At 49.8% G+C, this 13,694-nt stretch carries 11 protein-coding genes and 3 pseudogenes; 4 read left to right on the forward strand and 10 right to left on the reverse strand.

Features of this window, described 5'->3' with window-relative positions:
• The first annotated feature begins 32 nt into the window (after positions 1-32).
• From zwf to KHX94_RS17795, 4 genes and pseudogenes are all read left to right on the forward strand, one after another.
• Positions 33-1,504: pseudogene (gene zwf / locus KHX94_RS17780) on the forward strand (glucose-6-phosphate dehydrogenase).
• 9 nt (positions 1,505-1,513) lie between these two features.
• Complete coding sequence (gene pgl / locus KHX94_RS17785) at positions 1,514-2,218, forward strand: 6-phosphogluconolactonase (protein WP_213681610.1); 705 nt, start codon at positions 1,514-1,516, stop codon at positions 2,216-2,218.
• 9 nt (positions 2,219-2,227) lie between these two features.
• Positions 2,228-4,054: a phosphogluconate dehydratase gene (edd, locus tag KHX94_RS17790; RefSeq protein WP_213681611.1), complete on the forward strand. Its 1,827-nt coding sequence runs from the start codon at positions 2,228-2,230 to the stop codon at positions 4,052-4,054.
• Positions 4,055-4,072: 18 nt separating this feature from the next.
• Positions 4,073-4,719: pseudogene (locus KHX94_RS17795) on the forward strand (bifunctional 4-hydroxy-2-oxoglutarate aldolase/2-dehydro-3-deoxy-phosphogluconate aldolase).
• A 64-nt stretch (positions 4,720-4,783) separates the two neighbouring features.
• On the opposite strand, the gene KHX94_RS20755 reads toward KHX94_RS17795, so the two are convergent.
• The 10 genes and pseudogenes from KHX94_RS20755 to ptsP all read right to left on the reverse strand — a co-directional run bounded on the left by KHX94_RS20755 (position 4,784) and on the right by ptsP (position 13,686).
• Positions 4,784-4,963, reverse strand: a complete 180-nt coding sequence (locus KHX94_RS20755) for a DUF2897 family protein (RefSeq protein ID WP_213681612.1) — start codon at positions 4,961-4,963, stop codon at positions 4,784-4,786.
• A gap of 12 nt (positions 4,964-4,975) precedes the next feature.
• The gene (gene kdsB, locus KHX94_RS17805) at positions 4,976-5,713 is read right to left on the reverse strand and encodes a 3-deoxy-manno-octulosonate cytidylyltransferase (RefSeq protein WP_213681613.1); all 738 of its coding nucleotides are present in this window, start codon (positions 5,711-5,713) and stop codon (positions 4,976-4,978) included.
• Between the two features lie 70 nt (positions 5,714-5,783).
• Positions 5,784-6,854 (reverse strand): 3-deoxy-alpha-D-manno-octulosonate 8-oxidase KdnB, encoded by a 1,071-nt coding sequence (gene kdnB, locus KHX94_RS17810; protein ID WP_213681614.1) that lies wholly within the window; start codon positions 6,852-6,854, stop codon positions 5,784-5,786.
• Positions 6,855-6,877: 23 nt separating this feature from the next.
• Positions 6,878-8,062 (reverse strand): 8-amino-3,8-dideoxy-alpha-D-manno-octulosonate transaminase KdnA, encoded by a 1,185-nt coding sequence (kdnA, locus tag KHX94_RS17815; RefSeq protein WP_213681615.1) that lies wholly within the window; start codon positions 8,060-8,062, stop codon positions 6,878-6,880.
• A 269-nt stretch (positions 8,063-8,331) separates the two neighbouring features.
• Positions 8,332-8,957: pseudogene (gene can, locus KHX94_RS17820) on the reverse strand (carbonate dehydratase).
• Between the two features lie 102 nt (positions 8,958-9,059).
• Positions 9,060-9,797: a M15 family metallopeptidase gene (locus tag KHX94_RS17825; protein WP_244859220.1), complete on the reverse strand. Its 738-nt coding sequence runs from the start codon at positions 9,795-9,797 to the stop codon at positions 9,060-9,062.
• Positions 9,791-10,921, reverse strand: coding sequence for a succinyl-diaminopimelate desuccinylase (gene dapE, locus KHX94_RS17830; RefSeq protein WP_213681617.1), 1,131 nt, complete (start codon positions 10,919-10,921; stop codon positions 9,791-9,793). Before dapE ends, KHX94_RS17825 begins: the two co-directional genes overlap by 7 nt.
• Positions 10,918-11,271, reverse strand: coding sequence for an ArsC/Spx/MgsR family protein (locus KHX94_RS17835; RefSeq protein ID WP_213681618.1), 354 nt, complete (start codon positions 11,269-11,271; stop codon positions 10,918-10,920). The genes dapE and KHX94_RS17835 overlap by 4 nt, the downstream gene beginning before the upstream one ends.
• A 106-nt stretch (positions 11,272-11,377) precedes the next feature.
• Positions 11,378-11,887 carry a PTS glucose transporter subunit IIA gene (gene crr / locus KHX94_RS17840; protein ID WP_213681619.1) on the reverse strand — a complete coding sequence of 170 codons (510 nt, stop codon included), beginning with the start codon at positions 11,885-11,887 and terminating at the stop codon, positions 11,378-11,380.
• A gap of 89 nt (positions 11,888-11,976) precedes the next feature.
• Positions 11,977-13,686 carry a phosphoenolpyruvate--protein phosphotransferase gene (gene ptsP, locus KHX94_RS17845; protein WP_213681620.1) on the reverse strand — a complete coding sequence of 570 codons (1,710 nt, stop codon included), beginning with the start codon at positions 13,684-13,686 and terminating at the stop codon, positions 11,977-11,979.
• Between the last annotated feature and the right edge of the window lie 8 nt (positions 13,687-13,694).

The following is a 13,694-nucleotide window of genomic DNA, read 5'->3' on the forward strand; positions in this document are numbered from 1 at the left end:
TGCCACCCTCATCGAAAGGAGAGAGTTTAGTGATGGGCAAATCATCATCCGAGACCAAAGCTTGCGATTTTGTGCTCTTTGGCGCTAAAGGAGACCTGGCCCGACGCAAATTGTTGCCATCCCTTTATCAGTTAGATAAGGCCAATTTGCTGCACCAAGATACTCGTATCATCGGCGTTGCCAAAGACGCTTTCACCCAGGAAGAGTTTCTCGAGCGCGTTACCCAATCTATCAATAAATTCGTGAAAGAAGAGATATGCCAGCAAACGCTACAGCGTTTTTGGGGCGTTGTCATTATATTGGTACTAATTTCACTGATGTCGACGGTTATGCCGCTTTTCATGAAATTCTGGATAGCCAGAGTCGCGTCATGGTGAATTACTTTGCAACGCCGCCAGCCATCTTTGGCGATATCTGCCGTTGTCTGCATGAGCAGGGGCTGATCAATCCTGACACCCGTGTCGTACTGGAAAAACCTATCGGTTCCGATCTGGTTTCCTCACGCGTCATCAATGATCAGGTATCGGCATATTTTGCGGAACGCCAAGTTTACCGTATCGATCATTATCTGGGTAAAGAAACCGTACAGAACCTGGTAGCGCTGCGTTTTGCCAATTCACTGTTTGCCTCTAAATGGGATAATCGCACCATAGATCATGTGCAGATCACTGTGGCGGAAGAGGTTGGAATCGAAGGTCGCTGGGGCTATTTTGATAAAGCTGGCCAGATGCGCGACATGATCCAGAACCATCTGTTACAGGTGCTAACCTTGATTGCCATGGATCCACCAGTGAATCTTGATGCTGACAGTATCCGTGACGAAAAGGTAAAAGTCCTGAAATCGTTACGCCCAATCACAATGGACAATGTCTTCGAGAATACCGTCCGTGGGCAGTATTCAGCCGGTTTTCTGAAAGGCTCGCCGGTGCCCGGTTATCTGGAAGAAGAGGGCGCGAATGTTGAGTCCAATACCGAGACTTTTGTGGCCCTGCGGGTGGATATTGATAACTGGCGTTGGGCTGGCGTGCCTTTTTACTTGCGCAGTGGTAAACGGATGCCGTTCAAGAGTTCTGAAATTGTTATCTACTTTAAGAATCCTCCCCATAACCTCTATCGCTCCAGCTACCGTAATTTGCCGCCCAATAAATTAACGATTCGTCTGCAACCGCACGAAGGGGTGGAAATTCAGATGATGAACAAGGTACCTGGGCTGGAGCAAAAACAACGGCTGCAAACGACCAAGCTGGACTTGAGCTTCTCCGATACCTTTAAGAATGAACGTATCCCTGATGCCTATGAACGGTTGCTACTGGAAGCTATGTTGGGAAATCAGGCGTTGTTTGTGCGCCGCGATGAAGTGGAACAGGCATGGACTTGGGTGGACGGTATTATTCAGTCATGGGCTCAGAGCAATGAAAAGCCCAAGCCTTATCCTGCCGGTACCTGGGGGCCAGTTGCATCGGTGGCATTGATCACCAAAGACGGACGTTCCTGGGACGAATAAGGAGGCCGCATGCTGAAAGAAACGGTATTCAAATCTTTTGATTCAAAAGAACAACTGGAACAGCAACTTGCTGACCGTATCGCGACGGCGTTACAAGCAGCGATAGATAGTCGCGGCAAGGCTAGTTTAGTGGTGTCTGGTGGAAACACCCCCATTGGCCTGTTCGACAAGCTAAGCCGTAAAGTGCTGGACTGGAGCGAAGTGTTTATAACACTGGCTGATGAGCGTTGGGTAGATACCGAAAGTGCAGATTCCAATGAGCACTTGGTGCGTCAGCACCTGTTACAGCATGTAGCCGCCAGTGCCAAATTTCGTGGGTTGAAGAATATGTTTGCCACCGCAGCAGCTGGGGTGGCGATGACCACAGAGCAACTGGCGAATATTCCGCGTCCGTTTGATGTGGTGGTGTTAGGCATGGGAAATGACGGCCATACCTGTTCCTGGTTCCCTAGTGCGCCAGTGGCGGAACTACAACAAGCGTTGACTACAGACGCCCTGTTGTGTGCTACGCATCCACAAGCGGCAGCCCATGCGCGAATTACCTTAACTCGCCAAGCCATACTTGGTAGCCGCCAGATATACCTGCATCTGGTTGGGCAGCAAAAACTGGACGTTTACCATCAGGCGCTCGCGGCAGACGATATCATGGAAATGCCGATTAGGGCGATCCTGTCCCAGCACAAAATTCCCGTGGATGTGTACTGGGCCGCATAAGGAGAAGTTATGAATCCGACCATTAAGGCGGTTACCGAACGAATAATCGCCCGTAGCAAGGCTAGCAGAGAAAAATACCTGGCAGCCATTCATGAAGCAAAGGCCAACGGGGTTTACCGCGCGAGTCTTGGTTGTGGCAACTTAGCCCATGGCTTTGCCGCGTGTCAGACCGATGACAAACAGTCTCTCAGACAACTGACTAAAGCGAATATCGGAATTGTCACTGCATACAACGATATGTTATCGGCCCATCAACCCTACGAACACTACCCACAAATTCTGCGGGATGCCTGCCATCAAGTCGGCAGTGTGGCACAGGTGGCGGCTGGGGTTCCAGCTATGTGTGATGGTGTCACCCAAGGGCAACCTGGTATGGAGCTGAGCCTTATCAGCCGTGAAGTCATTGCCATGGCCACGGCGGTTGGGTTGTCACACAATATGTTTGACGGTGCCTTGTTATTAGGGATTTGCGACAAGATTGTTCCTGGACTACTGATCGGTGCCTTGAGCTTTGGTCATCTGCCCATGTTGTTTGTGCCAGCTGGGCCAATGCGCTCAGGTATTCCCAACAAAGAAAAAGCCCGAGTACGACAGAAGTTTGCGCAGGGATTGGTAGATAGAGAAGCCTTGTTGGAAGCCGAGTCTAAATCTTATCACAGCGCTGGCACCTGCACTTTTTACGGTACCGCCAACAGTAATCAGCTGGTACTGGAAGTGATGGGGCTGCAATTACCCGGTTCCTCATTTGTTAATCCCGATGAACCACTACGTTTGGCATTGACGCAAGCCGCCGCCAAGCAGGTTTGTCGTCTAACGGCCTTGGGGACTCAATACACACCCATAGGTGAACTGGTATCTGAAAAATCTATTGTCAATGGGGTGGTGGCGCTATTGGCGACAGGCGGCTCTACTAATTTGACTATTCATTTGGTGGCGGCGGCAAGAGCCGCAGGCATTATCATCAACTGGGATGACTTTGCTGAGTTGTCTGACGTTGTCCCGCTATTGGCAAAAGTGTATCCCAACGGTCAGGCGGATATTAACCATTTTCACGCCGCTGGCGGCATGGCACTGTTGATCCGCCAATTATTGGCAGCAGGTTTGCTGCATGAAGATGTGAATACTGTGGCTGGCTTTGGTCTGGCGCGTTATACCCAAGAGCCTAAATTACTGGCTGAAGGATTAACCTGGGTTGATGGGCCTAGCGAGAGTCTTGATCCCGAGGTGCTGACCTCAGTTGATAAGCCATTCCAGCACAACGGCGGTCTGAAATTGCTTACGGGCAATCTGGGACGCGCAGTGATGAAGATTTCGGCAGTAGGTGAAAGCCACCGCATTGTTGAAGCGGAAGCGGTCGTGGTTGACGACCAGCATAAACTCAATGAGTTGTTCAGCAGCGGGCAACTTAATCGAGACTGTGTGGTGGTGGTTAAGGGGCAAGGGCCGAAAGCCAATGGTATGCCAGAGCTACATAAGCTGACGCCATTACTGGGCTCATTACAGGATCAAGGTTACCACGTTGCCTTGGTGACGGATGGGCGTATGTCAGGCGCTTCTGGCAAAGTTCCAGCCGCAATTCATTTGTCACCAGAGGCGTTGGATGGTGGGCTTATCGCCAAAGTACGCAATGGCGACCGGATCCGCGTTGATGCGGTTAAAGGTGAAATATCATTGTTGGTTGCTGATGACGAATTAGCACTGCGGAGTGCTGAGGCTGTACCACTACGACAGGTACGTTATGGCATGGGCCGGGAATTGTTCACTGCACTTCGGGCTAATTTCAGTAGCCCGGAAACTGGCGCCCGTAGCACCAGTGCCATTGACGATTTTTATTAACCATTTAGGAGCCGTAACATGACACAGAACAACTGGTCGTTGCAGCCAGAGGCGATTTTCGCGCTGAGCCCCATTATTCCTGTAATGGTTATCAATAAAATTGAACACGCAGTACCACTAGCTAAGGCGCTGGTTGCTGGGGAATTCGGGTGCTTGAAGTGACATTGAGAACGCCATGTGCACTCGATGCGATCAAAAAAATTGCAGCGGAAGTACCAGAAGCTGTGGTTGGCGCCGGTACTATTCTCAATCAGAATATGTTGCTAGAAGCTGAAGCTGCCGGTGCTCAATTTGCTATCACGCCGGGCGCCACTGAAGCATTACTGAAAGCGGGAAAGGCCGGACATATCCCGTTAATTCCTGGAGTTGCCAGTATTTCAGAGATCATGGAAGGTCTCAGTGAAGATTATCGCTACTTTAAGTTTTTCCCCGCAGAAGCCTCTGGCGGTGTCAAAGCATTAAAGGCATTTGCAGGACCGCTGGCAGATGTACATTTCTGTCCGACTGGTGGCATTACACTGGAAAACTATCGCGATTATTTAGCGCTACCCAATGTGGATTGCATCGGTGGTAGCTGGGTGGCACCGGTAACGGCGATGGACAATGGGGATTGGCAACAAATAACCCAATTGTGCCAACAGGCGCTAAATGGCCTTGAACGCTAAAAACGGCTGCTAATGTAAAAAGCCACTTAAGTGCTAAGTGGCTTTTTTTATGAGCTTGAAAGACTCAGGATTTCTCCTGGTCATCTTCTTGTTTGTCTGCTGTATCTTTCTGTTTGTTCGCCGGTTTCTGCGGCTGACCAAAAGGTGGCAGCTTGAACTTTGAGCTATATTTCAATACCGCCAGATTGCTGAATATGACGCCAATCACCAGTAATATGATGAGCCATACTTCCCAGTCAGACATAAGTCACCCTATTTAATCCACGGCGAGACGTTGTTCACAGTGACGGATATCTTCTGGCGTATCAACTTCTGGTGAATCAAAGGCGCTGATAGCAATCTTAATCGGATGACCATATTCTAGCGCCCGCAATTGCTCCAGCTTTTCCAAATTTTCCAGCCGCCCCATGGGGAGTTTGGCAAAGGTTTCAACAAAACGCCGGGTGTAAGCGTAAACCCCTAAGTGCTTGTATACGGGATATTCTTTTACATCGCGACCAAAGGGAATGCAGGCTCTGGAAAAATACAGCGCAAAGTTGTTGTTATCAAACACCATCTTAACGTGCTTAGGGTCGTCCAGTTCAACCGGATCGGTGATTTGATAGGCGAGGGTCGCCATTTCAAATTCACCAGGATGTTGCTTAAACAACTCGACAATTTGCTCGATAGAGATGGGATCAATCAGTGGTTGATCGCCTTGCAGATTGACAACCAGATCATCGTCTGCCAGCCCCAGTTGGCTAATGGCATCATTGATGCGGTCAGTACCCGAAGCGGCGGCAGGATCGGTCATGATCACTTTTCCACCAAAACTTTCTACAGCCTGTTTGATACGTTCATCATCGGTTGCCACATAGATATTATCGAGTCCTTTCGCCAGCAACGCTCTTTCATATACGCGCTGGATCATTGGCTTGCCGTTAATCGGTGCCAAAGGTTTGCCGGCAAAACGGCTGGAACCATAACGTGCAGGGATTAACAGGGTAACATTCATTGAGAGACCTATATAAATGACAGGGTCCGTAACGGACCCTGAGGTAGTTAAAGAGTAATGACTTTCTAGCTTAGATGCGACGGAACAACTTGGTCAACATCTCATCAGTGACTTTTTCTTGCCAGCTGTCACCGTAAACGTTGGCCCACAATGGCCCCATGCTCTTGGTAACTTTAACCATGGCAGCAATGGTTTCATCTGGCAAATCTTTACAGATATTCTGTGGCAATTGAATCTTGTGCTGTTTCATCATACCGCGGAATTCATCCATATATTCAGGGTAGAATTCATCTAATACGTTGAATGCAATGCAGTTACCAATACCGTGATGGTAACCTAGAACATAGGCCAGACCATAGGACACCGCATGGCAGGCACCCACTTGACTGTACGCAATGCTCATACCGCCCATGAATGACGCCATCATCAGCTTGTCATCTTTGTTCGGGTCATTTTCAATGAATACTTGGCGGCAAAGCTCAAGTGATTTTTCGGCATAGGCGCGGGAGAACTCGTTGAGGAAGGTTCCTTCGAGTGATTCAACACAGTGGATCCAGCAATCCATCCCGGTGTAGAACCATTGTTCTGTTGGTACGCCGGCGAGTAATTCAGAATCCATGATGATCTGGTTGAAAACAGTGTAATCTGAGTTCAACCCTAGTTTGCGTTCTGGGCCACAGAGTACGGCGGTGCGAGAGGCTTCGGCACCAGTACCAGAAATTGTGGGAATACCGATGTGATGAATTGATGGGTTCTTGATTAAGTCCCAACCCTGATATTTAGCAGAACCACCTTCGTTGGTCAGCATCAGTGATACGGCTTTGGACAGATCCATAGTGGCACCACCACCGATCCCAACAACGCTGACTGGCAATTTATGACTAAACTTTTGCACCTGTTCTGTCAAACCATCCACTTGAACTGTAGTGGGCTCGTCAGTTACATCGACCCACAGCAGAATATCCTGTGATTTAACCGGAATACGGCTTTCTAATGGTTTGCCCTGATGCACGTTGTCAACAACGAAAACGACAAAGTCGTCAGCATGTTTGCGCTCTGCTGCTAATACTTCATCCAATTGTACGAAAGAACCACGTCCGAAAATCATTTTGGGGACAACTTGGAAATTTTTGAATTTCATCGCTATTTGTTCCTGATAAATTATTAGGCAAACGCCTTTTTGATATTGGCAATGCGGTCAGCAATCTGCGCATCAGTCCAGGACAGCTTAATCGCCATGGAGATGGTCCTGCTCATGATATCGTCAGATTTAGGCACAGACACCTTAGTGTAATCCGGCCGATCCTTAATTAATGTGATCGGCAGGGCAGCGGCACTGTGCATATGCTGGATATGCTGCCAGTTTTTCAGGTAATGCCAGTTGTTGACATACCAGTAGAAACATCCGTCAACGCCATTAGCCGCCAATTTTTTGCTGATCTCCTGGGTCCGAGCTTCTGTAGGCAGTATAAAACTCAGGAAACTGGCATTGTCGCCGGCTTCGTCAGGGATCTCGCGGAAGCTGACTTCGGCAATATTGGCCATCGCATCTTTCAGTCGCTTTTTGTTTTTACGTTGAATGTCAATGATGGTGTCCAGTTTCCGCAACTGGGCCAGTCCCAACGCCGCATTCATTTCGCTGATACGGAAATTCAATCCCATGATCGGATGGGTTTCAGCGCCACGGTCGTTGCCGATATGATCATGACCGTGATCAGCAAACATATGGGCATTCTTATAGATGTCGTCGTTATTGCTGACAACCGCACCACCTTCACCGCAGGTGATGGTTTTGACAGAGTCAAAAGAGTAACAGCCAACATCGCCGATAGTACCGAGGGCTTGGCCGTGATAGCTACCACCGATGGCCTGACAGGCATCTTCCAGCAGTACTAGATGGTGTTTATCACAGATGGCTTTGATTTCATCAATTTTGCCCATTGAACCGCACATATGCACCAGATTGACGGCCTTGGTGCGGGGAGTGATGGCGGCTTCGATACCCGCAGGTGATAAGCACAGTGTTTCATCAATTTCTGCAAATACAGGCACGGCACCTGCCAACACCAGCGCTTCCACCGAAGCGACAAAGGTGAACGGTGGCACGATGACTTCATCACCGGCACCAATGCCTGCCGCTGCCAATGCTGTTTGCAGTGCTGCTGTGCCGCTGGTCAACAGATGAGCATGCTTGACGCCCATTTTTTCGCACAGTAACTGCTCCATATCACGGGTCTTCCAGCGACCGTTACGCATCTGGTCAAAGTTGTAACGGAAGGTAAAACCGTGTTCCATCACATCTGCCACTTCCTGTTTTTCTTCAGGACCGAATAATTCAAAACCGGGCATGGGAAGTTATCTCCTAGGATATAAGTGGTGCTATCGGGATCTGCCAGTGATGGCATTCAGGCCGGATTTTCGGACGGAGCCTCGCGGCGGCGGGCGGAAATGCCGGGGTGATCGCAACGAGCACCCGTTTAGATTGCGGAATTATACCGGGCACACCCACAGACTGCGATGTTTTATTGCGGAAAATATCCCTCATCTGCTTAAATTTACAGCAATAAAGGTGGATCTTTCAGATAAAAAGACGGGGAGCAAACTCCCCGGCGTTTGGTTTACTTTTTCAGCGGATGTTCTGCCAACCATTGTTGACCATCAAGTGTCACATCTAGATCTGTCAGCAGACCGTTCTCAATGCTGTAAAGCCAGCCGTGAACGGCCAATTCCTGACCGCGTTCCCAGGCATCTTGCACAATAGAGGTGCTGACAACATTGGCTACCTGTTCAATCACGTTAAGTTCGCACAGACGGTCATAACGGGCCTGTTCTTCCAGAGAGTCCAGTTCCTGTTGATGCAAACGGTAGATATCGCGAATATGCCCCAGCCAGTTATCAATAAGTCCTTGGCGCTGTGTGGACATTGAAGCTTTTACACCGCCGCAGCCATAATGGCCGACCACCATGATGTGTTTTACTTTTAACACGTCCACGGCGTACTGGATAACCGATAAGCAGTTGAGGTCGGTATGGATGACCAAGTTGGCGATATTGCGATGCACAAACACTTCGCCTGGCATCAGATCGATAATTTGGTTTGAGGGCACCCGGCTATCAGCACAACCGATCCACAGAAATTCCGGGGTCTGTTGTTTCGCCAGGGCTTCAAAAAATGAGGATTCTCATCATTGATACGTTCCGCCCAGCGGCGGTTATTATCAAACAGGGGTTTAAGTAATCTCATTGGTATTCGTAGCTCTTGATTGTGTGTCGGACGAGATGTCCATGTGTGACTGATATTACCAGAAGCATAAACGGCTCTGGTCTATCCATTGAACTATATGTGTCAGTCAGCATTACCATCGATACTCGGTCTTTGGTTAATAGCTGTTGGTATTGGCGCGACGGTTTTTACATAACGTTGCACCAATGCCGGAAGTTGTTCGAGTATGGGGCGTTTAAGCCGGATATCACTGTCCGTCAATATCTTAGCCAGGTGTTCGGTGTTGTACTGGCATCGCCATGGTTCAGCCACAGGATAGTAACTGTAATGCCATAATTCTGGGCTGGTACCGCTCAAGTGTGGCTGAAACGGGCGGTAAAAGCCGTAATCGGCAGCATTGCTGTCCAACCATTGCTGCATCTTAAAACAAGGGCCTGCCACTTGATATTCGGCATTTATTAGCTGCAACTGCTGACGTTGGATGGCACTGTCGTCAAACAGATCCAGATCTGTGCCCCAATGGTGGCGAGAGGTGCCGGGGAGGGCAGACCACAATAAGATTGTCTGCAACAGTGTGTTTTCATCCATTGATTGCAGATCGGTTAGCGGGCGGGAATGGCTGTCCAGCAACGGCCGTTGACCATTGGCTTTGGCATCCCACAGTTGCTGCTGGCGGTTAAAGCTGCGATAAGCCGAACAGATGGCGATACTGATACCATCAGAAGCCGCCGCTTGCTGCATGCGGGTAAACGCCTGTGCCGTTTGAGTTTCCAGTAAAAACTGCCGTTGATCACGGCTCTGGAGTGCTACCAGCCCAGTGTCATCGAGACCATACAGGCGCTTTTCTGACGTATTCAGCACAATATTTTTTCCAGGATCCGCTGGTAACATTGCGCCAGCAACTCTAAATCGGCAACGCTGACACATTCGTTAACTTTATGAATGGTGGCATTCACCGGCCCTAACTCGATCACTTGGGCACCGGTTGGTGCGATAAAACGGCCATCCGAAGTGCCGCCGGAGGTCTGTGCATCCGTTTGCACGCCTGTTGTTTCCAAAATGGCGGCCTGAGTGGCTTCCAATAACGGCCCTTTGTCCGTCAAAAACGGCAACCCGTTGTAGATCCAGCCAATGTCGTAATCCAGCCCGTGCACATCCAGAATATGCTGCACCTTGGCAATAAGTTCATCGGCCGTTACTTCGGTGGAATAACGGAAGTTAAACATCACTTGCAGTTCCCCTGGGATCACATTGGATGCGCCAGTGCCACCGTTAATGTTGGCAATCTGGAAACTGGTTGGTGGAAAGAAGGCATTGCCATTATCCCACTGGGTGGCGGCTAACTCGGCTAATGCGGGGGCGGCTTTGTGGATGGGATTATCTGCCAGATGCGGATATGCCACATGTCCCTGAATGCCTTTAACCGTCAGATTACCCGTGAGACTGCCACGTCGGCCATTTTTCACCACATCACCCAGTTTATGCGTACTGGAGGGTTCCCCGACTAAGGCCCAAGTGATTTTTTCATTACGGGCTTCGAGGGTATCAATTACCCGGGTGGTGCCATTGATAAATGGGCCTTCTTCATCACTGGTGATAAGAAAAGCAATCGACCCGGAATGGTTAGGATGCGCGGCCACAAAGCGTTCTGTCGCCACTATCATGGCCGCCAGTGAGCCTTTCATATCGGCGGCGCCACGGCCATGCAAATAGCCATCGATCACCACAGGTTCAAATGGTGGCGTATGCCAGCGATTGGCATCGCCGACTGGTACCACATCGGTATGACCTGCAAAACAGAAAAGAGGCCCCTTTGTCCCGCGGCGTGACCAGAGATTGGTGGTGTCCTCAAACACCATGGATTCATTGGTAAATCCCAGTTTCGCCAGCCGTTCTGCCAGCAATGATTGGCAGCCTTCGTCCAATGGCGTTACCGATGGCCTAGCGATTAATTGCTGTGCTAATGCCAATACTTCATTACTCATAGTCCAAACCACTCCCGGTAAGCTGTTTCATTAAAGCCTGCCATCACTTTTGTGCCCTGTTGCAGTACCGGACGCTTAATCAAGGTGGGGTTTGCCAGCATCAGCTGTCTGGCTTTCTCGGTATTTAGCTGTTGTTTATCGGCATCCGCTAGCGCCCGAAAACTGGTAGAACGTTTGTTGAGTAGCGCTTCCCAGCCGATAGCCTCAATCCAGCTATCGAGTATTTCAGGCGGCAAGGGCTGCTCTCGGTAATCAAAAAACTGACTTGCAGATGGTTGGCGTCCAGCCATTTCAAGGTTTTTTACGGTGTCGCATACCTTGGGAGATATGCCATAAAGAGTGGATGTCATAGGTTTCTGGGGTGCTATTAACTGGCGTACGGTTGCCGTGAGTATAAAAAAACGTGACTAAGATCACCAGCCTATACCGGCATGATTGTTTGGTACTGCAGGCAGGTCAGAGCTCAACAGTGAAAATCACATCTTTCCCTGCCGTTACATTGCCCTGGCGTTTTTCCAGAAAACGCACATCTTCCATGTTAGCGAGCACCACGGGGGTAAGCAGACTGCTGACTTGTCCCTGTAGATATTCCAGGTCAAATTCTAGAATATGATCGCCGGCTTTCACCTGCTGGCCTTCCTGAGCCAGTCGCTTAAAGCCCTTGCCTCGAAGTTCGATAGTGCCTACACCAAAGTGTACAAACAGTTCCAAACCTTGCGGTGATTCAATGCTAAAGGCATGATTAGTCTCAAATATTTTACCAACAGTTCCCTCTATTGGTGCCAACATATATTGCCCGCTAGGCGCGATTGCAATGCCGTCACCCACAATTTTTTCAGAAAAAACCACATCTGGAACCTTTTCTATCGGCACGATTTCGCCGGAAATAGGGGCATAGACCTTGATACCACCTTCGATGTTGGGTTGACCTGAAACCAGGCGCCGGACGCGGCTTAAAAATCCCATGGGTTAACTGTCCTTAATAGGGTGATGTTACGGTTGCTTCCTGTTCTGCCATGCTCAGGAAGAGATAGTCCTAGCATACTGAATTATTTCTATATCTGACAACCGGATAACAGACTTTCCAACTCGGAAATTCGTTGGCATTGCAGTGCTTGTTGTGCCAGCGCAACAAATTCACTGAATTTACCTTCACAAATGGCGGCTTTTATCTCTGGCAGTGCCGCAGCGTTGGCACTGAGTTCATCAAATCCCATTCCCATCAGCAGCGGCGCAATGCAGGGATCGCTGGCCAGTTCGCCACATAAAGAGGTGGTGACACCTGCTGCTTTAGCGGTAGTTAATGTTTGTGCTATTAACTGCAGCACCGCCGGGCAGAAAGCCGGGTAGTTGGCAGTCAGTTGCGGATTGCCGCGATCGGCCGCGAGGGTATATTGCGCTAAATCATTGGTGCCGATACTGACAAAATTCAATCTTGGCAACATTGCTGCCAGGTTAACAACCGCCGCGGGAGTTTCTACCACAATACCGTATTCAGGGTCGGCAAATGCTTTTTGCTCCAACAGCAGTTGCTGCCGACAGATCTCTACTTCAGCAAACAGTTCATCTAACTCTTCCGGTTGGCATACCATAGGAAACATCAGCCGTACCGGCCCAAATGCGGCGGCCCGCAACACTGCCCGTAACTGGGTATGCAACACGTCTTTATGACGCAAGGTGTAGCGCAGCCCTCGCACGCCCAGCGCCGGGTTATCTTCTGTTAAGGGTTGGTTGATGCAGGAAAACTCTTTATCGGCACCCACATCGAGTGTGCGGATGGTGAGACTTTTGCCTTGTATGAGCTGCAAGGCTTCACAATAGAGGCTGAACTGCTCTTTTTCATCTGGCATCGCCACCGCGTCCATTAACATAAACTCGGTGCGAAACAGGCCGATTCCCTCGGCCCCTGATTGTGGCAATCTGGCAATGTCGTTGAGGTTCCCAACATTCGCCAACAATGTCAGATGGTGGCCATCTTGCGTGACACACGGAATATCGCGGTAATGGGCGAGGGCAGTGCGCCTTTGCTGGTCATCTGCCAGTTGTTTCTGTAATGCCGCTAGCTCTTGCTCGTTAGGTTCTGCATACAACTTGCCGTGGTAGCCGTCGAGGAACAGTTCGGTACCATTGCTGATGTCTGCCTTATCAAAATTGCAAGAAAGCAGTGCCGGGATCCCAGCTGCACGAGCCAGAATGGCAGTATGACTGGTAATGCCACCGGTTTTAAGGACGATGCCTTTGATATGATTGAGCGGCAATAAAGCAAATTCAGCCGGGGTCAGGTCTTCGGCCAGCAGAATGCTGTCTTCCTGCAACTGTTGCAGCCGCTCACCACCTGCACCATTAATGGTGCCAATCAGCCGTTTGGACAGACACAGCACATCTTGTGCGCGGCGTGCCAGATAGGGATCATCCAGCGCTTCCATTTCACTGGCCTGATGGTAGAACACACGTTGCACCGCGGCGCCGGCAGACAGCTGTAACGTATTGATTGAACTGTTGATCTGGCTGGTAAATTCAGTATCTTCTAGCAGCAGTAAGTCGGCTTCCACCAATTGGTAGTTGGTGGAGCCAGGTTCCAGTGACAGCAGACTGTTGCGTAACTGTTGGCACAGCTGCGTTACGGCGCGGCTGGCTTTTGCTTGTTCGGCAGGAATACTGGAAAGTGGCAATAGACGGTAATCGAGACTGTTGTCGAATGGCTCGAATAGAATGGCTTTGCCTTGAGCGATACCGGAGGATACAGCGATTCCTTTCATGTCCATTGGCTGTT

The sequence above is a fragment of the Shewanella dokdonensis genome (assembly GCF_018394335.1).
GTDB lineage: Bacteria > Pseudomonadota > Gammaproteobacteria > Enterobacterales > Shewanellaceae > Shewanella > Shewanella dokdonensis.

Bases quoted from the DNA above. Each gene is read 5' to 3' on its own strand.
- pgl (WP_213681610.1), top strand. From the start codon at position 1,514: ATGCTGAAAGAAACGGTATTCAAATCTTTTGATTCAAAAGAACAACTG.
- edd (WP_213681611.1), top strand. From the start codon at position 2,228: ATGAATCCGACCATTAAGGCGGTTACCGAACGAATAATCGCCCGTAGC.
- KHX94_RS20755 (WP_213681612.1), bottom strand. From the start codon at position 4,963: ATGTCTGACTGGGAAGTATGGCTCATCATATTACTGGTGATTGGCGTC.
- kdsB (WP_213681613.1), bottom strand. From the start codon at position 5,713: ATGAATGTTACCCTGTTAATCCCTGCACGTTATGGTTCCAGCCGTTTT.
- kdnB (WP_213681614.1), bottom strand. From the start codon at position 6,854: ATGAAATTCAAAAATTTCCAAGTTGTCCCCAAAATGATTTTCGGACGT.
- kdnA (WP_213681615.1), bottom strand. From the start codon at position 8,062: ATGCCCGGTTTTGAATTATTCGGTCCTGAAGAAAAACAGGAAGTGGCA.
- dapE (WP_213681617.1), bottom strand. From the start codon at position 10,921: ATGAGTAATGAAGTATTGGCATTAGCACAGCAATTAATCGCTAGGCCA.
- KHX94_RS17835 (WP_213681618.1), bottom strand. From the start codon at position 11,271: ATGACATCCACTCTTTATGGCATATCTCCCAAGGTATGCGACACCGTA.
- crr (WP_213681619.1), bottom strand. From the start codon at position 11,887: ATGGGATTTTTAAGCCGCGTCCGGCGCCTGGTTTCAGGTCAACCCAAC.
- ptsP (WP_213681620.1), bottom strand. From the start codon at position 13,686: ATGGACATGAAAGGAATCGCTGTATCCTCCGGTATCGCTCAAGGCAAA.